Here is a 17,038-nt window from a genome sequence, read left to right as displayed (position 1 = left end):
CATGCAACTCGATCTTCCCGTGGTGTGGGCTGCGATCATCGGCTTCGGCGTGTTTCTCTACGTGATGCTGGACGGTTTCGATCTCGGCATCGGCCTGCTGTTTCCGTTCTTCGAGCAGAAAGCCGACCGGCAAGTCATGCTCAATACCATCGCGCCTGTGTGGGACGGCAACGAGACCTTCCTCGTGCTCGGCGGTGCCGGACTCTACGGCGCGTTTCCGGTGGTCTATTCGACGCTCCTGCCGGCGAACTATCTGCCGCTGATCCTGATGGTGGTGGGCCTGATCTTTCGCGGCGCGGCCTTCGAATTGCGCGCGCGAGCCACGCGCACGCAGCATGCGTGGGATCTGGCGTTCATGGCCGGGTCGGCGTTGGCGGGGTTGTGCCAGGGCATCGTGCTGGGATCGCTGCTGCAAGGCATCAAGATCGTCGACGGCCGGTTTGCGGGCGATCCGTTCGACTGGCTGTCGCCGTTCAGCTTGCTGTGCGGCATCGGCGTGCTCACTACTTACGCGACGCTTGGCTGCGGCTGGCTCATCCTGAAGACCGACGGCGACCTGCAACGCCGCATGCGCGAAGTGATGCGGCCGCTCGTGAGCGTGCTGCTGGGGGCCATGGCGGTCGTGAGTCTATGGACCGTGATCGGCTTGCCGGCGGTCGCGCACCGCTGGTTCGGCAGCGGCAAGCTCGGCTGGTTCCTGCCGGTGCCGATTCTGGTGGTGGCCTGCGTATGGGGAATTTTTCGCACGCTGCGGCTGCGGCATGAAGCGACGCCGTTCCTGCTCACGCTCGCGCTGTGCTTTCTGGGCTATAGCGGCTTGCTGATCAGCATCTGGCCGAACATCGTGCCGCCGTCGCTGACCATCTGGGAAGCCTCGTCGAGTCATTCGAGCCAGCTGTTTGCGCTGGTCGGCACGGTGATCGTGCTGCCGGTCATTCTCGTCTACAACCTGATGCAGTACCGCGTATTCCGCGGCAAGGTGCGCGAAGGCGATGCCGGTTATCACTGAGTGGTTCGATACGCGACGCCATCGCCGCGTGCGCGCAACGCGCGGCGATGGACCAGGCGACGTGCTACAGGTGCCGTTTAATCAGCTGACTACCCGGCCCGACTACTCAGCCTGGCTCAACGTCACCGACGCTTCGCTCGTCAGCATCAGGAACGTCAGCGACTCGCGCAGATAGAGGCGCACGGTCGTCTCGGTATGGCTCACATAGCCGATCGACACATCTTCACCCAGGTGCAACTCGAAGTCGCCGCCGCGCATGGACAGCACGCTGCCGCCCGCGAGGGCCGGCGCCCAGATGATCTCGCCGTTCACGATCCGCTTGATGTGTTCGAGGATCGGGTAGCCCTGGTCGCGTGCTTCGCCGAGCGCCGTGTAGGCATCGGCGCCGAGCAGCACGGAATAGGGGCCGTCCACGCCGGCCAGCCGCAACTGTTCGAGCGCTTCGCTGATCGCGTTCGGATAGTCGCTGATGTCGGCCGGCAGCGCGAGCACCGGATTCGACGAGCCTTCGCGCAGGCCACCGATGCCCGCCGCCTTATAACCGTCGAAGATCGCCCGGTCTTCGGCGTAGGCGAGCTGCCTGGCCGCTTCTTTCGCGGGTTGCCAGTCGGCGTCTTTTGCGCCGCGCAGCACGCTGTCGATCGCTTCGCGCTGCAGTTCGAACGGCACGGTCAGTTCGACCAGACTTTTGACTTCGGCCAGCTTTGCCACCACGCCGTCCTGCGGCGCGCCGATGGTGGTCTGATGCCCCGTGCCGACGCCGGACAGTTCCGTGCCGCCCGGACCCTTGACGTCGACCACGCGGCGGCCGGCGACGCTACGTTTGAAGGTGCGCGCCACTTCCTCTTCGAGTTGCGACCAGGCGGCGCGGGAGATGGGGGCCAGCTCGCGATGCAGATTGTTCATGTTGGGCGATTCCCTTTTGTGAGTCCGGTGGGTCCAGTGAGTCCGGTGAGTTCCTTGAGCGAGCCGATATTCAGCGAACCTTCGTGTTCGCGATCCGGCTCGGCGGATGAAGACGTGTCCGGCGGCGTCTCGACCTCCGCGGCGGGTTGCGGCTCGCGGTCCGCTAGTTCGTCGAGCATCGTGGCCGACGGCACGAAGTACAGGCTGCCGGTGACCGCCCGGCTGTAGTCGAGCAGCCGGTCGTAGTTGCCCGGCGGGCGGCCGACGAACATGTTCTCCAGCATCTGTTCGATCGGCGCGGGCGAACGCGCATAGCCGATAAAGTACGTGCCGAATTCGTTCGAGCCGGGGCGGCCGAACGACATGTTGTCGCGCAGGATTTTCACTTCCTTGCCGTTCTCGGTCAGCGTGGTCAGCGAGCTGTGCGAGCGGGACGGTTTCACCGCATCGTCGAGCTCGATATCCGACAGCTTCTTACGGCCGATAATCAGTTCCTGGGTCTCGACCGGCAGCGCGTTCCAGCCCGCCATGTCGTGCAGATACTTCTGCACGAGCACATAGCTGCCGCTTTCGAAGCCCGGGTCTTCGTCGCCAATGAGCGTAAACTGCACCGCCTCGCGGCCCGCCGGATTTTCCGTGCCGTCCACGAAGCCCACCAGGTCGCGCATATCGAAGTAGCGGAAACCATGTACTTCGTCGACCACGGTCACGGCGTCGCCGAGCGGCGCCAGCAACTGCGTGGCGAGTTCGAAACACAGGTCCATGTGCTCGGCGCGAATGTGCAGCAGGATGTCGCCCGGCGTTGCGATGGCGCGGCGCTCGCCGGTGCCGAATTCGCGGAACGGATGCAGGCGGGCGGGACGCGGCGCGCCGAACAACCTGTCCCATGCGTCGGAGCCGAAGCCGCACACGCACGAGAGGTCGCCGGCCGGCACGCGCTTGCCGACGGCGCGCACCCGCGCGGCGATGTCGCCGGTCCAGGCGCGGACTTTTTCCACGGCGTCGGTGTCGCTGGAAATAGTCGCGACCAGAAAGATCGCGCTACGGGAGACGTCTTTGCAGATGCCCTGCGGCTCCGGAGGATCGGCGCGTTCTGGCGTGACGGGGAGTTCTTTAGTCATCGGATTGAAGGTGGGTAGGTCGTGACGGGTTCCGATTGCAATGAAACGGCTGTCGAGGGTCTTTACGCCTGCGCGGTGACGTTTTTATGGCGGTGGCCGACTCTGTTCGAATCGGCGCGAATCGCCGGAGCAGGTTGGCGGTCGGGTGCGTTGCCATCGGATGTTATACCGACTACGCAATTCATGACCGCTACGCTGCCTTATCGTTGCCTCAGGTTGCCAATGAGGGCGTTGCACACCTTGCGCGCAGGCATCCCGGATGCGGGCTTATGATGGAAGCGGCGAGCGTATCGGGCTCGCCGCGACCCTTCCCCGGAGCCACCGATCATGACGTCGCCCGCCAGCGAAGCTCAGATTCACCAAGCCATCGACACGTTCTATCGCGCCTTCGAGCAGAAGAGCGTCGCCCTGTTGCGAACCGTCGTCACGTCCGACTGGGAATACGTTCCGGAGCCCGCCGGCGTGGCGCCGGGACCGGACCAGATGATTCCGGTCTTCGAGGACCTCGCCACGGCGCTGCCCGATATGCGCGTCACGATTCTCGACGTGCTGATTCACGGCGAGCGGGTCGGCGTTCGCGCGGAGATCAGCGGCACGCAAACGGGGACGCTGCTCGGCATGGCGCCGAGTTCCAAGCCGATCAGATTCGCGATCCACTCGTTTCATGAAATGCGCGCGGACCTGATTGCGAAAACCTGGCACCTCGAGGACTGGCTCGCGGTGTTCCGGCAACTGGGGCAGTTGCCGGCGTCGCTCGAGCGGCCTTGAAGCCGACGCGACGGCGCTCAACTTCGCGCTCGACTTCGCGGTTGGCGATGCGCGCGGCGTCCGAACGACAGGGGAGCGACAAGGCTAATGATGCATTGCCGCGGCGATCATGAGATGAAACGGCAGCACCAGTAGTGCTGTGCCGGCGACGCCGAGCAGCCACAAGGCCACGAACCATAGGAAGCGGTGACGCGGTGCCGGCCTGGCGGCGTCGCGGGGTGTGGGTGGTGACATCGCATCTCTCCTGGCGGTTTGGCCTTCGCGCATCTTATCCACAGAAAATGTTCATATCCTTGTGGACAAGTCCTGGCCAACCTCGCCAACTGCTTGAACACAGAGCGTTTTCCCGGCGGGAGCAGCGAACGCGCGATTGCCTGCCAGATGTGGATAGCCAGGCATCCCACGCCTTCGTCAAACCGGCGTTTTATTCTACCGGCGAAGCCAGCAGCGCCACCTGCACGCCGTCGCAAATCACCTTGGCTACCACCGACGCGCCGAGCGGCGCCCCGGCGCGTGCGTGGGAATCGAGCGTGCTTTCGGAGCGGTCGACCCGCAGGATGTTGATCGGCCACGAGGCCCGCGACAGCCGCTCATGCGCGAACGAGCCGACCCACAGCGGCGTGGCCGAGATGCCGTTCTCCACCGCGTAACCGCTCGGCCAGAAGCGCAGCACGTCGCGTTCGTCGCGGGTGTCGCCGGCACGCATGAAGACCAGCGAGGACGGCACGCCGTTGTTGAGTTTCGGCAACACCGGCAGCGACACCGCCGCGACGTTGGGCGACGCGAGCGAGAGCAGGCTGTGCGCGGACAGGTCCGTGCCCTCGACCCACCCTTGCGCGCGCAGTTGCCCGCGAATCGAATCGGCGTTCGACAGCCACTGCAGCGTAAGCGGCTCCTTGTGGTCGCCGCCCATGTCCGAGCGATAGCAGGGCAGACGCTTCCAGGCCGAGAGCGTCCACTGAGCCTGCGTGACAAGCACGGGCGGCCGTCGCAAGGTCGTGTCGGGCCGTGGCGCGGGCATCGCGACACCCAGTTGCACGCCGACGCTGACCAGCACGACCGCCAGCACCACGACCGGCATCAGCGTACGGGCCGGCGGCGTCTCCGGGTGCCGCCACATCGCGGTGAGCGCGACGATCGCGACCCACACGTAGGCGAGCGCCGCGCCGCCGATCGCGTCGGATACCCAATAGCGGCCGAAGTACAGTCCCGCGAGTGCGACCACGATCACCACGATCGTGCTGACGGTCGCGACGAACACGCCCTCCAGCTTGCCGACCCGTCGCGCCAGCAGGAAGGCCAGAAAGCCGTAGACGATCACCGTCGCCGCCACGTGATTGCTCGGAAACGCGTACGCGTTGGAGATCAATTCGTTGGGCGGCGCGCGGCGCATGGCGAACTGCAGCGCGTAGATCAGCAATTGGGAAAACACGACCGCGGCGAGCCAGTAGCCGATGGTGCGCCAGCGCCGCTCCCACAGCATCCACACGACGACCGTGACGACCAGCGCCGTCAACGTGAGCCCGCTGCCGAGCGTCGCGAGACTCGCGAGGACGGTGTCGCCCCACGGCGTGCGAACCGACTGTAGAAAGTGATAGACCGACAGATCGACTTGTGTGAGCGGGTCGCCGCTGATCACGTCGTCGAGCACGCCGAAGAACAGCGCGCCCGCCACCAGCACGACCAGTGAGGTGAGCAGAACGCTGCTGGCGTCCGGCGTCTCGGGATCGAGCATTTTGCGCGCGAAACGGCCGAGCGGACCCGGGTGCCGGCACGCCCAACTGCCGATAAAGCGGCCCGCAGCGCCCGACCAGGCATTCGCATGCGAAAGCAGAAAGCCGGCCACGCGAAAGCTCAGCCAGACGATCGCCACCAGCAGCGCGAGGATCACGACGAGCCGGAACGACACCGCGCCCGCCAGCAGCACCGACGCGCCGAACACCACGCCGGGCAGGATATGGGCCGGCGCCCACAGCAGCGCGGACAGCACGTTCATGGCGTAGAAGCGCAGCGGCGACATGCCCAGCATGCCGGCCACGACCGGCACGATGGCCCGCAAAGGTCCGACGAAGCGGGCCAGCACGACGCTCTTCGCGCCATGTTTGCGAAAGAAGCGGTGCCCCGCTTCCAGCACTTCGGGATGTCGGCTGAACGGCCACATCCGCACGATGCGGTCCTTGTAGCGACCGCCGAGCCAGAAGCTCATGCCGTCGCCGGCAATCGCGCCCGTGATCGCCCAGACGAATACCCAGACGAGACTGAGCGAACCGGTGCCGGTCAGCGCACCGGCGAGAAACATCGCGGTGCTGCCCGGAATGAAGGTGCCGATAACCGCGACGGCTTCCAGGAAGGCCGCGAGAAAGACGACCGCGAGCATCCATTGCGGATGCCCGGCGAGCGAATGCAGGAAGTGAAGGTAGGCGTGCTCCATCGTGCGCGATCGGGCGTCCTCGGGTAACGCTTGATCATAACGCGGAGCGGCGCCTTCTTATTCCCTCGCTGACACGTGCCGGCCATGTGCCGGCCGGCAGAACCGGCCGAATCGGCAAAACCGGCTAAACGCTCACGAAGCGCTCAACGAATCGCCCGAAACGCGCACACGTTCGCCGATCTGCACGGGCGGTTGCGTTTCATAGTTGAAGTTGCGGTAGCTGCCGTCCTGCATGCGCACCTGGACCTGATACGAAGTCTGCTTGCGCACCGCATGCTCGATGCCGTTGCCCGCGAGACCGCCGCCGACCACACCCGCAATGGTCGTGAAAATCTTGCCTCGTCCACCGCCGATCTGATTGCCGACCAGACCGCCCGCCACCGCGCCGCCTAGCGCGCCGAGGCCGGTGGTCGGCTCAGGCGTCTGCACCGTGTTGATGGCGACGACTTCGCCCGCGTACGGATCGGCGATCGGCCGCTGCGCCGGGGATTGATACGGAGGTTGGTATTCCTGATTGTTCGCGTAGGACGGCGCGCTCACGGGGGGGCGCGGGCGAACGTGATGCACCGGCGGGCGCACCGGTGCGGCTTGTTGCATGGGTTGTTGCCCGGCTTGCTGCGCGATTTGTTGCGTGGGTTGCTGAACCTGTGCCGGCTGGGGCGCGGCGATCTGTGCGCTGGCGGTCGGCGCAGGTTGCGCGGAGATCGCGCCGATTGCGGTGGCCGGCGTCGCCGGTTCCGTGACGGCGTGCGAGGTAGGCAGCAGGCCGGTCATCGCCGCGATGCCGGTTGCGCTTGCGAGGATCACGGCGACCGCGGCCCCCGCGACCAACGGATGAATGCGACTGCGTTGCGGCTGGGTGGAAGTGAGGTTGTTGTTCATGACGGACTCCGCTTGTAGGTGCGTGTAGGTGCGTGTAGGTGTCTGCAATACCGCCGCAGCGAGGCGAGCGGTGTACGCAAACAGCAAGCGGCTTTGTAAGGATTTGTATAGCTTTGTCCGCCTTGTTACAGATTCAGATTTCCTCGCTGAATTCGTCGAGAAAACGCTGCAGACGGGCGTGCCGAATGCCGGCTAAACGTATGCCGGTCGCGGTCTGAAAACCGGAGGCCAGCTTCAGCAACTTGGTGTGGAAATGGTCGAGCGCGTAGCGCGTGTCGTCCAGCGGCCGGTGCGTCGCGTGCGGGTCGGCCGGATCGTATAACGCGCGGCCCATCCGTCCGGCGACGTAGAAGCAGCGCGCCACGCCCAGCATGCCGAGGGCGTCGAGGCGGTCGGCGTCCTGCAGCGTTTTCGCTTCGAGCGTGGCCGGCGTGACGCCGGCGGAAAAACTGTGCGCCTCGACAGCGTGCGCGGTGGCCTTGATGGCCGCGTCCGTCCAGCCGAGCGACATCAGCACGCGTGTCGCTTTCTCGGCCGACAGTCGCGAGGCCTGCGCGCGTAGCGGCGAGTTTTTCTCGACGGCGACGCAGTCGTGCAGCAGCGTCGCGGCGAATAGCACTTGCGCGTCGCCGCCTTCTTCGGCGTGGATGGCCGCGGCGTTTTTCCATACGCGCTGCAGATGCGAGGTGTCGTGCGAGCCGTCGCCGTTGTCGTCGTAAGCGTGCGGCAGCAGGGTTTGCGCGAGGTCCTGGAAAGGGGCGAAAGCGGTGGCGGTCATCGGTGCGGTCCGTCAGGAAAGCCGGCGATTATCGCGCATCGCCACGCGATTGTTGATTGCCGATTGCCGATGCGTCGACGCTGAACAAAGCGGGAATTGCGTCGTCATACACATTGAGCGGTCGCCTTTCAGGCGCGACGCTCGCGGGCGAGAGCAGTTCGACGACGTAACGGAGTGGGCGATGAAGATCGTAACGGGTAGGTTTGCCGTGTCGGTGTTGGTGTCGGCATGGGTCTTGGGTGTCGCGGGCGCGGCGTACGCGCAGTCGGGCGGCAGTAGTGGCGCCGCCGGCATGAGTGGCGCGCCGTCCGGGGGCGCGAATAACGCAGGACTCCCGGGACTTGGCTTGACGCCGGGGGGCGGTCCGAACGCCAGTCCCAGTCCGATGCCGGGCTTGGGCACAGCGCCCGCCGTACCCGCGATGGGCGCAACGGGTGGTGCAACAGGCGGCGCGGGTTCCAACGTCAGCACCGCACGGGCCAACGGCACGAGCGTGTACGCGAATCCGGACCCGCGCGCGCCGGGGCTTGCGGGCCGAGTTGCGCCGCCGTCACACTAATGCTTAACGACAACCAGCCAGCGCAGCTTGCGCCGCCACTTTGGCGCCCACCACTGGCCGCTCACTCTGCCACCCTGACGCGAAACGCCAACGCCAACGCCAACGCCAACGCCATCGGCAACGCCGCCGCTGCCGGTACGCATATAAAATGCACGTCCCGACAACCGAATCCGGATCAATCACCAAGGAGAAGGGCATGGCGCACGGCGAGCACAAATACGACGTATCGGTGCAGTGGACAGGCAACCGCGGCAGCGGCACCTCGGGATATCGCTCCTACGGCCGCGATCACGTGATCACGTCAGGCGGCAAGCCGGCGATACCCGGCTCGGCGGACCCGGCCTTTCTCGGCGACGCCGAGCGCTGGAATCCTGAAGACCTGCTGGTGGCCTCCGCCAGCACCTGCCACAAGCTCTGGTATCTGCACCTGTGCTCGGACGCCGGCATTATCGTGCTCGACTATCGCGACGACGCCGAGGGCACCATGCTCGACGATCCGCAGCAGGGCCGCTTCTCGCAGATCGTGCTGCGCCCGCACGTGGTGATCCGGGCGGGCGGCGACGTGGAACTGGCTGCGCATCTGCATCACGCGGCTCACGAAAAATGCTATATCGCGAATTCGGTCAACTTTCCGATTCTCTGTGAGCCGTCCATTTCGACCGACGCACCGTAAAAAAGCATAGACCCCGCATTAACGCAGCGCAGCCGCATGCAATACGGTCGCCGCGCCCGCACTGAACAACAACAGCGAGCGCGGCAAGCGGCGAAACTTCCCTCAGTGCAGCAACGTCATCTGCACGACTTTCACAATCACCAGCGCGACCGCCACGATCAGATAACCGCGCAGCACGCCCATCCATACGCGTTTGGACATCGTCAATTGCGGCGCCGGCAGATCTTCCAGCGGCGGCATGCGCCACGTGTCGCGTGCGCCCTTTGCATAGGTCGGTTCGGTTTCGCGAGCCATGCCGTTAGCGGCGTCGAGCCGGCGCTTGCGCACCACCAGCGTCGCCGCGTAGCCCACCACCGCCATCAGCGTGCCGCCGGCGAGTACTTCGAGAATCGTTTCGCCGGTAATGTCCGGGTACATGACCGATGCCGTCAGAATGATGGAGAGCATGACGAGTACCCAGACCACCGCGCCGGTGAATAGGTTGAGTTTCTTCGAGTTGACCCACGGGCCGAGGACCGCGCGGTCGTTGCACAACAGCAGCAGGAACACGGTCGCGCTCGGCAGCAGCACGCCCGCGAGCGTTTGCACCGCTTCCGTCAGCAGGCCGAGCGGGCTGCCTGGAATCAGCACCAGCGTCGCGGCCGCTGCGATGATGCCGAAGTAGACCAGATAGAAACCCTTCGCGTCCGACACGCCGCGATGCAGCGAGTGGCGAATCCTGAACACGTCGCCGATCGCATAGGCGGTCGACAACGACACCGCCGCCGCGCCGATGATGCACGCGTCGAGCAGGGCAATCGCGAACAGCACGGCGGGGGTCCGGCCAGCGTATTTCTCGAGGCCGGCGAGCACGCCGCCCGCATCCGTGAAATTGCCGAATTCCGGCTTGCCGGCATACAGTGCCGCGCAGAACGAGATCATCGCCACGGCGCCGATCATCACGAAGACGATACCGATCCACAGGTCCGCTTTTTCATATTTCATGAAGCGCGGCGTGATGCGCTTATCGACAATGTAGCTCTGCTGGAAGAACAACTGCCACGGCGCGACGGTCGTGCCGACAATGCCGATCACGAGCAGCATCACGTCGCTGAGTTTCGAATGGGCGGGCCAGCCCGGAACGAAGAAGTCGTGCGCCATCTGGCCGACCGGCGGATGGATCGACACCAGCACTGGCACCAGCAGCAGGCTCAGCAGACACAGCACCACGGCGAAGCGCTCGAAGCGCCGGAAGTTGCCGGTACTGACCGCGGCCATGGTGACCGCCGCGGCGATACACACACCGGCCACTTTCGGAATGCCGAAAAAATCCAGCACGAAGGTAATGCCGATGAACTCGGTCACGATCGTCAGCGCATTCAGAATGAACAGATCGACCACGCTGAACGCGCCCCAGAACTTGCCGAAGCGCTCGAAGATCAACCGGGCATGGCCGACGCCGGTGACGGCGCCCAGACGCAGCACCATTTCCTGATTGACGAACAGCACGGGCACGAGCAGCAGCATGGTCCACAGCAAGGTGGTGCCGTAGTTCTGGCCCGCTTGCGTGTAGGTGCCGAAGGCGCCGGCGTCGTTATCGCCGACCATCACGATGAGACCGGGGCCGAGGATCGCGAGCAACGTGCGAAAACGCGCCCACCAGCTATTGCGCGGCGCGGTGTCGTGATGGGCGATGGTGCCCAGCGCGCCTTTGATATCGCCGAGGTGCGCCTCGTCGAGCACCGCGCTGCGAGGCGGTGAAACATGGATGGGAGTGGACATGATGTGCGCCTGATTGGTTTGACGGGTTGAACGGATGCGGCGCGCCTTCGGGATCCGCTGGGCGGCAGTCGTCGAACGACTGCCGTTCATGCGGATCGCGATGGCGTGCTGCCGATAGGGGTAAGTCGATTACGAAACCGAGAACGTCACGGCGTGGGCAGCGACCGCTTTGACGCGGTGCCAGAACACGGTCAGCCAGTGCGGCTTGATGCTGTGCAGCGCGAGGGCCGCGTCGCTGTGAATGTGGGTTTGTTGCAGCGTGGGAACGAGGATGGCGATGTACATGTTTTTTCTCCGTGCGCAATGTCTTACGTGGCATTTGCGCGGGCTTTACGCGGTGTGCGGAAAGCCGGTAGACACGGAGCGGCGGCGCCAGGCGCGCGGCGGCATACGTCTACCTGCTTTCCTTGGGCAAAACCAAACCTGAAATGGCGATGGATCGGCATATGGGATAACTGTCACTGTCCGGCATGGCGGCTCCTTATCTGCGGTGTGCGTACCGGTGCGCATGGCGATATGCCAGGCGCTCGCGGTACCCACGTGTTTAACCACGCGGGACCACACCGCGATTCGAACGAAACGCACCATTCGAACCGGCGTGAGCCAGCGAGGCCGCGAGCCGAAGCTCGCGACGCGGTGCCAGACGGAATGCGGACGTGCGAAAGCACACCGCGCCCGAATGGCGCTAGTGAATAAGGTGCACGGAGAGGGTTACTACGGCGCGCACCGTCTGCCTGTTGGCATGACGGCGGCTGAGAGAAGAAAGCGCGGGCGTCGTGCGGTCAGGCAGTGAAACTGTTCGAAGATCGACTACTGCTTGAGTCCAAGGCATTGGCCCCGTTTGTGAAGACGGGCGAATTTTATGCACTCCCGCAAGCAGAAGTCAACATGCTTCGTTAAGCGAAGCAAATATTCCTGGGCCGCCCTGCGAATAACACGCAGCGCGTTGCGAAAAGGCCGTGAAGTCTTTCAGCAGCGACAGGAAGGAAAGGCGGATGAAGGAACCGGGGACCGTGGTGAATGTTCTCGGAATCGTGCTCGCGCGCGTTCATTACGAGGATTCGGAGTGCGATATCTCTTACGCGATCTTTGCGCGGTTTTTACTTGCGATTTTCCAGACGTGCCGAATACAATCCGCCCGTCTCGTCAAATGGAGTCCCTCGTGGACACATGCTCCAGTAGTGGAAGTCCGACGCCGGTCTACGCCGGCGCAGTATCCGCGGGTTAGCAGCAGGATCCTTCCTTCGCCGCTAACTCGCTCCGTTCGGGTTAGCGCGCTTCTTCAGTGACCGGTTCTCGCCGGTCAGTCAGTCGCACGCTCCCTCTTTTTGATCGCTATCGCAACGTTGCTTGCGAGGGACGATCACGTCTTTACATCGCCCGGTTCAAGCCAGGCTCGATGGGAGTGAGCTTATGTCCGTAAAAAAGTCGTTGGTAGGTGGGGTGGCGCGCTGGGCGCGCAATGTGCAGTTCGATGCAGTGGAACTCGACGCCGGCAGGTCCGCAAAAGCAGGGCGATGGCAGGCCGGGGTGCCGGTTGGATTGAGCGTGCTGTTGTCGGTTGGGATCGTGCCTTCGGTGCTGGCGCAGACGGCGGGGGCTGGGGTCGCGCCGAATCCTGCGCCGAATTCGGCGCCGATGTCCGCGCCCGTGTCTTCACCGGAGCCGACGCCTGCCGCGGCCGACTCGACGCTCGCCGCGCCGACCGGTTTGTGGGAGCGTTCGAACCTTCTCGGCGACATGGGCGGTTTGCGTCCGTGGCTCGACAATGACGGCGTGACCTTCACTCTGCAGGAAACCAGCGAGTATCTGAACAACCTGAGCGGCGGCACCCAACGCGGCGGCGCTTATGACGGCCTGACCCAGTTCGGCCTCGTCGTCGATACGGACAAAGCGCTCGGGCTGCCGGGCGGCACTTTCAACGTGTCGGGCCTGCAGATTCACGGCACCAATCTCAGCACGCGCAATCTGCAGACGCTGCAAAGCGCGAGCGGCATCGAAGCGGATAGCACCACGCGGTTGTGGGAACTCTGGTACCAGCAAGCGCTTCTCGGTGGCAAGGTCGACGTGAAGGTCGGGCAGCAAAGTCTCGACCAGGAATTCATGGTGAGCCAGTTCGCCACGCCCTTCGTCAACGCGACGTTCGGCTGGCCGGTGTTGCCGTCGATCGATTTGCCTGCGGGTGGTCCGGCGTATCCGCTTGCGTCGCTCGGGGTGCGCGTGCGCGCCAAACCGTCGGATGCATGGACCGTGCAGGCCGGCGTGTTCAATGGCAATCCGGCAGGGAGCGACGTCGGCGATCCGCAGCAGCAGAACCGCCACGGCACCCAATTCAATCTGCGCGGCGGTGCGTTGTTCATCGGCGAAGTGCAGTACGCGATCAATCAGCCGCCGGCGAGTGGGTCGGGCGCAGCGTCAAGCGGATTGCCGGGGACTTACAAGCTCGGCTTCTGGTACAACACACAGCATTTCGCCGACCAGCGTTTCGACAACACCGGGCTCTCGCTCGCGAACCCGGCGAGCAGCGGCGTGGCGGCGAATCATCGGGGCGATTACAGTTTTTATGCGGTCGCCGATCAGACCGTCTGGCAGCGCGGCGGCGACAGCCCGCAATCGGTAGGCGTGTTCGCGCGAGTCATGGGCGCACCGGGTGACCGCAATCTGGTGGACCTCGGTGTGAATGCGGGCGTGACGCTCAAGGCGCCGTTCAAGGGACGCGACAACGATGTCGCCGGCCTGGCGGTCGGCTACGCAAAGATCGGCTCGCATGCGCAGGGTCTCGCGAGCGATACCGCGGCGCTGGGCACGCCGGGTTATCCGTCGCGAAGTGCGGAGACGGTGGTCGAGGCCACGTACCAGTATCAGGTCGCGCCGTGGTGGCAGGTGCAGGCGGACTTCCAGTACGTGTTCCGACCGGCGGGCGGTGTGCCGGATCCGCTGAATCCGGCGCAGCGTGTGGGCAATGAAGCGGTCGTGGGGTTGCGGACCCATATTGTTTTTTGAGCGGATGCGGCCGCAAACCCACTCCCTTAACGATTGCCGTCGAGCAGGTCGCCCAGCAATTCGTCGAACGCGGCTTGGGCGTCTTCGAGCTCCTGCAGCGCGGCGTCGAACGTGGTCAGCGCGAATTGCGACGGCTGACCGCTACCGGCCGGCGGAAATTGCGATTGCAGCGACGTGAACGCCGTCTTGACCCGCTGGGTCGCGGTCAGGACGCGTTCCATCGCGGCGGCTTCTTCGGCTCGCGCCTTGTCGTGTTCCATGAAAAACTCCGTGCTCGTTCAGGCGGCTCGCGCCGCATCAAAGGGGTGACTATGCCACGATCCGCGCTTCGCGTTCAGAACAGCGGCAAGCCGCCGTTGGCCTTCACTTCGCGCAAGGACAGCGCCGATTCCACCGACGTCACGCCCGGCAAACTGCGCATCTCGTCGCGCATGAAGGTGCCGTAATCGTCGAGATCGCGCGCCACCACCTGCAGGATGTAGTCGGCGCTGCCCGATACGTTGTGGCACGACAAAATGCGGGGAATCGCCTGCACCTCACGTTCGAAGCGGGTCGCGACTGCGCGGTCGTGTACCGCGAAACGCACATAAACGAACGCCACCACGCCGAGGCCGAGCGCGGAACGCGACAGCACCGCGCGGTACTCGTCGATATAGCCGTCGTGTTCGAGGCGCTTCAGCCGACGCGCGCAAGGCGTCTCGCTCAACCCCACCAGATCGGCCAGGCGCGCATTCGACATGCGGCCGTCTTTCTGCAGCGCGGCCAGGATCGCGCGGTCGGTTTTATCGAGGTCGGTTGTCATGATGTTGGGCGTTTGCGGGGCGCTTAGGGAAAATCGTGCCGGGGAGGCGAGATATTAGCGTATTCCTCCAATTCTAAGGTGTGTGGACCTGCAATTCGCCAGCAAACCCTCCGCCGGCAGCGGCAAGATAAAGCCCTTAAAACAAGAGGTTTCCATGATTTCCGCACACTTGCTGGTCGTCTATATCGCTGCGCTGTTCGTCGTCTATGCCGTGCCGGGGCCGGACATGGCGCTGGTCCTGCAAACCAGTATCGGACGCGGCGTACGCAGCGGTTTCGCGGCCGCCGGCGGCCTCGGTCTCGCGCGTGCCACGCACGTCACGCTATCGGCCTGTGGCGTGGCCGCGTTGTTGCGCAACGCACCGTGGTTGTACGACGTGGTGCGTTATGGCGGCGCGGTGTATCTGGCGTGGGTCGGCATTCAGATTTTCCGTTCGCCGGTGTTTGCGCTGCCCGAAGCGGGCGCGGCGGCAGCCGTTGCGAGCGTGGAGTCGCAGCCGTTGCGGGCCTCGTTCGTCAAGGGCTTGCTGACGAACCTGCTGAATCCGAAGGCGTTGTTGTTCTGCTCCGTGCTGCTGCCGCAATTCGTGCGTCCGGAAGCGGGACCGGTTGCGTTGCAGATGGTCGAGCTGGGCCTGGTGCTGCTCGCGGTCGGCGCGTGCTTTGACATTTCGTTTGCCGTCGGCGCAGCACGCATTGCCGGCTGGATGCGGGCGCATCCGCTCGCGCAGACTTTGCAGCGCTGGACGTTTTCGGCGGCGCTGATCGGTTTCGCACTGCGGCTTTCGCTGGATTGAGCGGCTTGATCTGACTCCATGAGTCAAGGCGGCGCGGCAGTGGCCTGATGGGTCGCCGCCGCGCCAGATTTCCAACGCGGCGCACCTGGCCGTCGCGTCTATTTATTTAGCTTATGCTCGCGCCGCGAACGGTCTTGGATAATTTTCCGGCGATGCTTGTCTTTCATCTTCTTCCAGCTTTTGCACTCGTCGCGCGTACGCAAACAGCCAATACATAAACCGGTTTTGCTGTCGAACTTGCAGATGTCGATACAGGGAGAATCGGTGCTCATAGTGAATAGCAATGGGTAAAGGACAGCAGGACTCTCGCATGCACCGTGCCCGCCCGCCAACTGATTGTGTTAATACAGCCGATAGAGAACCGCGCACGGGGATGCGGTTCACGCTCATTCGCTAACCACCTTCGATGAAAACTTTCCTGCTGTATGCCGTGACCGCCGTCGCTGAAATTGTCGGTTGCTATCTGCCGTGGCGCTGGCTGAAGGAGGGCGGCTCGATCTGGCTGCTGGTGCCCGGCGCGCTCAGCCTCGCGCTGTTCGCGTGGCTGCTGACCTTGCACGGCACCGCCGCGGGCCGCGTGTACGCGGCTTACGGCGGTGTGTATGTGGCGGTGGCGATCTTGTGGCTATGGGCCGTGGACAAGGTGCGGCCCACGCTGTGGGACCTGGCGGGCGTCGCGTTCACGCTGGCCGGCATGGCCATCATCGCGTTCCAGCCGCGTGTTTAAGCGTTGCCAGGCGTTCCCCGGCCTTATTTGATCCCGCCCAGATAATCGAGCTTGCCGAGTTCGACGCCGTTGTGACGCAAGATGTCGTACGCCGTCGTGACGTGGAAAAAGAAATTCGGCAGCACGAAGCCGAGCAGATACGACAGGCCCGTGAACTCGATCGGGCCCGTGCGCATTTTCAGCGTGATCTCACGCGCTTCCGAACCGTCGATCTGTTCCGCATTGAACTCCTTCAGATAATCAATCGTCTTTTGAAGGCGGGCATGCAGGTCGTCGAAACTCAGTTCGACGTCTTCGTATTTTGGCGCTTCGACGCCGGCCAGACGCGCGGCGCATCCCTTCGCCGTGTCGCTCGCGATATACACCTGGCGTACCAGCGGCAGCATATCCGGCGCGAGGCGCGCGTTCGTGAACACCGACGGGTCGATCTGTTTTTCCGCCGCGTGCGCCTGAGCCTTGCCCAGGATGACCTGCAGGTTCGTCAGGCCGCGAATCAGCACGGGCAGGGATGCTTGATACATCGAAATTGACATGGGGTTCCTCTGATTCTTCGATCGTGCGCGCAGGTGGCGCGCGAGGCAATGTAACGGCTGGATTGCCGCAGCAGCATCATAGCGCGGGCAGTCGGCCATGCGTATTGATGCAGCGCGGCGTTAGCCATCCGGCTAACTGCCGCGCGCGCCGGAACTGTGGTCGAATGCATTGGTCGGACGGTTTGGCGCAGTCCTCGAATCAGCACGGTGCCGCGCGAGCCCGTCTCGTCCGGCAATGAGCTTGTAGCGACGCGTGCGGTGCGTCGGGTCCGCTTTGCGGCCCGCGCCG

19 protein-coding genes are annotated in these 17,038 nt (G+C 64.3%); 7 read left to right on the top strand and 12 right to left on the bottom strand.

Annotated features, from left to right (window positions below):
* Nucleotide 1: 1 nt before the first annotated feature.
* Nucleotides 2–1,009 (top strand): cytochrome d ubiquinol oxidase subunit II, encoded by a 1,008-nt coding sequence (cydB, locus tag BX591_RS33680; protein WP_111935630.1) that lies wholly within the window; start codon nt 2–4, stop codon nt 1,007–1,009.
* Nucleotides 1,010–1,111: 102 nt separating this feature from the next.
* Here the strand turns inward: cydB and BX591_RS33675 are convergent, their stop codons facing one another.
* Entirely contained in the window at nt 1,112–1,915 is an 804-nt protein-coding gene (locus tag BX591_RS33675; RefSeq protein ID WP_111935629.1) for a family 1 encapsulin nanocompartment shell protein, read from the bottom strand.
* Nucleotides 1,912–3,036, bottom strand: a complete 1,125-nt coding sequence (locus BX591_RS33670; RefSeq protein WP_111935628.1) for a Dyp-type peroxidase — start codon at nt 3,034–3,036, stop codon at nt 1,912–1,914. The genes BX591_RS33675 and BX591_RS33670 overlap by 4 nt, the downstream gene beginning before the upstream one ends.
* A gap of 327 nt (nt 3,037–3,363) precedes the next feature.
* Between BX591_RS33670 and BX591_RS33665 the strand changes: the two genes are divergently transcribed.
* Nucleotides 3,364–3,804 carry an ester cyclase gene (locus BX591_RS33665; RefSeq protein ID WP_111935627.1) on the top strand — a complete coding sequence of 147 codons (441 nt, stop codon included), beginning with the start codon at nt 3,364–3,366 and terminating at the stop codon, nt 3,802–3,804.
* Nucleotides 3,805–3,888: 84 nt separating this feature from the next.
* On the opposite strand, the gene BX591_RS36700 is transcribed toward BX591_RS33665, so the two are convergent.
* The 4 genes from BX591_RS36700 to BX591_RS33650 all read right to left on the bottom strand — a co-directional run bounded on the left by BX591_RS36700 (nt 3,889) and on the right by BX591_RS33650 (nt 7,895).
* Entirely contained in the window at nt 3,889–4,038 is a 150-nt protein-coding gene (locus tag BX591_RS36700) for a hypothetical protein (RefSeq protein WP_167444670.1), read from the bottom strand.
* A gap of 190 nt (nt 4,039–4,228) precedes the next feature.
* The gene (locus BX591_RS33660) at nt 4,229–6,235 is read right to left on the bottom strand and encodes a bifunctional DedA family/phosphatase PAP2 family protein (protein ID WP_111935626.1); all 2,007 of its coding nucleotides are present in this window, start codon (nt 6,233–6,235) and stop codon (nt 4,229–4,231) included.
* A gap of 132 nt (nt 6,236–6,367) precedes the next feature.
* The gene (locus BX591_RS33655; RefSeq protein ID WP_111935625.1) at nt 6,368–7,117 is read right to left on the bottom strand and encodes a glycine zipper 2TM domain-containing protein; all 750 of its coding nucleotides are present in this window, start codon (nt 7,115–7,117) and stop codon (nt 6,368–6,370) included.
* A gap of 133 nt (nt 7,118–7,250) precedes the next feature.
* Nucleotides 7,251–7,895, bottom strand: coding sequence for an HD domain-containing protein (locus BX591_RS33650; RefSeq protein ID WP_111935624.1), 645 nt, complete (start codon nt 7,893–7,895; stop codon nt 7,251–7,253).
* Between the two features lie 181 nt (nt 7,896–8,076).
* Here BX591_RS33650 and BX591_RS33645 point away from each other — a divergent pair, with 181 nt between their 5' ends.
* Nucleotides 8,077–8,454 carry a hypothetical protein gene (locus tag BX591_RS33645; protein WP_111935647.1) on the top strand — a complete coding sequence of 126 codons (378 nt, stop codon included), beginning with the start codon at nt 8,077–8,079 and terminating at the stop codon, nt 8,452–8,454.
* 196 nt (nt 8,455–8,650) lie between these two features.
* Nucleotides 8,651–9,127: an OsmC family protein gene (locus tag BX591_RS33640; RefSeq protein WP_111935623.1), complete on the top strand. Its 477-nt coding sequence runs from the start codon at nt 8,651–8,653 to the stop codon at nt 9,125–9,127.
* 102 nt (nt 9,128–9,229) lie between these two features.
* Here BX591_RS33640 and BX591_RS33635 read toward each other — a convergent pair whose 3' ends face one another.
* A complete protein-coding gene (locus BX591_RS33635; RefSeq protein ID WP_111935646.1) occupies nt 9,230–10,888 on the bottom strand; it encodes an NRAMP family divalent metal transporter in 1,659 nt (552 codons plus the stop codon).
* 129 nt (nt 10,889–11,017) lie between these two features.
* Nucleotides 11,018–11,173, bottom strand: a complete 156-nt coding sequence (locus BX591_RS36695; protein ID WP_167444669.1) for a hypothetical protein — start codon at nt 11,171–11,173, stop codon at nt 11,018–11,020.
* Nucleotides 11,174–12,301: 1,128 nt separating this feature from the next.
* Here BX591_RS36695 and BX591_RS33630 point away from each other — a divergent pair.
* The gene (locus tag BX591_RS33630) at nt 12,302–13,891 is read left to right on the top strand and encodes a carbohydrate porin (RefSeq protein WP_111935622.1); all 1,590 of its coding nucleotides are present in this window, start codon (nt 12,302–12,304) and stop codon (nt 13,889–13,891) included.
* 26 nt (nt 13,892–13,917) lie between these two features.
* Here BX591_RS33630 and BX591_RS33625 read toward each other — a convergent pair whose 3' ends face one another.
* Together BX591_RS33625 and BX591_RS33620 are read right to left on the bottom strand one after the other, a co-directional pair.
* Nucleotides 13,918–14,151: a hypothetical protein gene (locus BX591_RS33625; RefSeq protein ID WP_035556356.1), complete on the bottom strand. Its 234-nt coding sequence runs from the start codon at nt 14,149–14,151 to the stop codon at nt 13,918–13,920.
* A 74-nt stretch (nt 14,152–14,225) separates the two neighbouring features.
* Nucleotides 14,226–14,693, bottom strand: a complete 468-nt coding sequence (locus BX591_RS33620; RefSeq protein ID WP_176343152.1) for an Lrp/AsnC family transcriptional regulator — start codon at nt 14,691–14,693, stop codon at nt 14,226–14,228.
* Nucleotides 14,694–14,847: 154 nt separating this feature from the next.
* Between BX591_RS33620 and BX591_RS33615 the strand changes: the two genes are divergently transcribed.
* On the top strand, nt 14,848–15,489 hold the full coding sequence (locus tag BX591_RS33615; RefSeq protein ID WP_111935620.1) for a LysE family translocator: 642 nt from the start codon (nt 14,848–14,850) through the stop codon (nt 15,487–15,489).
* Between the two features lie 98 nt (nt 15,490–15,587).
* Here BX591_RS33615 and BX591_RS33610 read toward each other — a convergent pair whose 3' ends face one another.
* Complete coding sequence (locus tag BX591_RS33610; RefSeq protein WP_111935619.1) at nt 15,588–15,761, bottom strand: DUF1289 domain-containing protein; 174 nt, start codon at nt 15,759–15,761, stop codon at nt 15,588–15,590.
* 134 nt (nt 15,762–15,895) lie between these two features.
* Between BX591_RS33610 and BX591_RS33605 the strand changes: the two genes are divergently transcribed.
* The gene (locus BX591_RS33605; RefSeq protein WP_111935618.1) at nt 15,896–16,216 is read left to right on the top strand and encodes a YnfA family protein; all 321 of its coding nucleotides are present in this window, start codon (nt 15,896–15,898) and stop codon (nt 16,214–16,216) included.
* A gap of 23 nt (nt 16,217–16,239) precedes the next feature.
* Here BX591_RS33605 and BX591_RS33600 read toward each other — a convergent pair whose 3' ends face one another.
* On the bottom strand, nt 16,240–16,749 hold the full coding sequence (locus tag BX591_RS33600) for a DUF1993 domain-containing protein (protein WP_111935617.1): 510 nt from the start codon (nt 16,747–16,749) through the stop codon (nt 16,240–16,242).
* Between the last annotated feature and the right edge of the window lie 289 nt (nt 16,750–17,038).

The sequence above is a fragment of the Paraburkholderia bryophila genome, from assembly GCF_003269035.1.
In the GTDB taxonomy this organism is placed as follows: Bacteria; Pseudomonadota; Gammaproteobacteria; order Burkholderiales; family Burkholderiaceae; genus Paraburkholderia; species Paraburkholderia bryophila.
Note: the sequence above shows the minus strand (reverse complement) of the source record. Positions and strands in the feature narration are given on the sequence as shown.

What these genes read in the sequence shown, in the direction of transcription:
- BX591_RS33650 (WP_111935624.1), bottom strand. Translation starts at nt 7,895, where the DNA reads ATGACCGCCACCGCTTTCGCCCCTTTCCAGGACCTCGCGCAAACCCTG.
- BX591_RS33625 (WP_035556356.1), bottom strand. Translation starts at nt 14,151, where the DNA reads ATGGAACACGACAAGGCGCGAGCCGAAGAAGCCGCCGCGATGGAACGC.
- BX591_RS36700 (WP_167444670.1), bottom strand. Translation starts at nt 4,038, where the DNA reads ATGTCACCACCCACACCCCGCGACGCCGCCAGGCCGGCACCGCGTCAC.
- BX591_RS33605 (WP_111935618.1), top strand. Translation starts at nt 15,896, where the DNA reads ATGAAAACTTTCCTGCTGTATGCCGTGACCGCCGTCGCTGAAATTGTC.
- BX591_RS33600 (WP_111935617.1), bottom strand. Translation starts at nt 16,749, where the DNA reads ATGTCAATTTCGATGTATCAAGCATCCCTGCCCGTGCTGATTCGCGGC.
- BX591_RS33610 (WP_111935619.1), bottom strand. Translation starts at nt 15,761, where the DNA reads ATGAGCACCGATTCTCCCTGTATCGACATCTGCAAGTTCGACAGCAAA.
- BX591_RS33620 (WP_176343152.1), bottom strand. Translation starts at nt 14,693, where the DNA reads ATGACAACCGACCTCGATAAAACCGACCGCGCGATCCTGGCCGCGCTG.
- BX591_RS33665 (WP_111935627.1), top strand. Translation starts at nt 3,364, where the DNA reads ATGACGTCGCCCGCCAGCGAAGCTCAGATTCACCAAGCCATCGACACG.
- BX591_RS36695 (WP_167444669.1), bottom strand. Translation starts at nt 11,173, where the DNA reads ATGTACATCGCCATCCTCGTTCCCACGCTGCAACAAACCCACATTCAC.
- BX591_RS33615 (WP_111935620.1), top strand. Translation starts at nt 14,848, where the DNA reads ATGATTTCCGCACACTTGCTGGTCGTCTATATCGCTGCGCTGTTCGTC.
- BX591_RS33635 (WP_111935646.1), bottom strand. Translation starts at nt 10,888, where the DNA reads ATGTCCACTCCCATCCATGTTTCACCGCCTCGCAGCGCGGTGCTCGAC.
- BX591_RS33675 (WP_111935629.1), bottom strand. Translation starts at nt 1,915, where the DNA reads ATGAACAATCTGCATCGCGAGCTGGCCCCCATCTCCCGCGCCGCCTGG.
- BX591_RS33660 (WP_111935626.1), bottom strand. Translation starts at nt 6,235, where the DNA reads ATGGAGCACGCCTACCTTCACTTCCTGCATTCGCTCGCCGGGCATCCG.
- BX591_RS33630 (WP_111935622.1), top strand. Translation starts at nt 12,302, where the DNA reads ATGTCCGTAAAAAAGTCGTTGGTAGGTGGGGTGGCGCGCTGGGCGCGC.
- BX591_RS33670 (WP_111935628.1), bottom strand. Translation starts at nt 3,036, where the DNA reads ATGACTAAAGAACTCCCCGTCACGCCAGAACGCGCCGATCCTCCGGAG.
- BX591_RS33640 (WP_111935623.1), top strand. Translation starts at nt 8,651, where the DNA reads ATGGCGCACGGCGAGCACAAATACGACGTATCGGTGCAGTGGACAGGC.
- BX591_RS33645 (WP_111935647.1), top strand. Translation starts at nt 8,077, where the DNA reads ATGAAGATCGTAACGGGTAGGTTTGCCGTGTCGGTGTTGGTGTCGGCA.
- BX591_RS33655 (WP_111935625.1), bottom strand. Translation starts at nt 7,117, where the DNA reads ATGAACAACAACCTCACTTCCACCCAGCCGCAACGCAGTCGCATTCAT.
- cydB (WP_111935630.1), top strand. Translation starts at nt 2, where the DNA reads ATGCAACTCGATCTTCCCGTGGTGTGGGCTGCGATCATCGGCTTCGGC.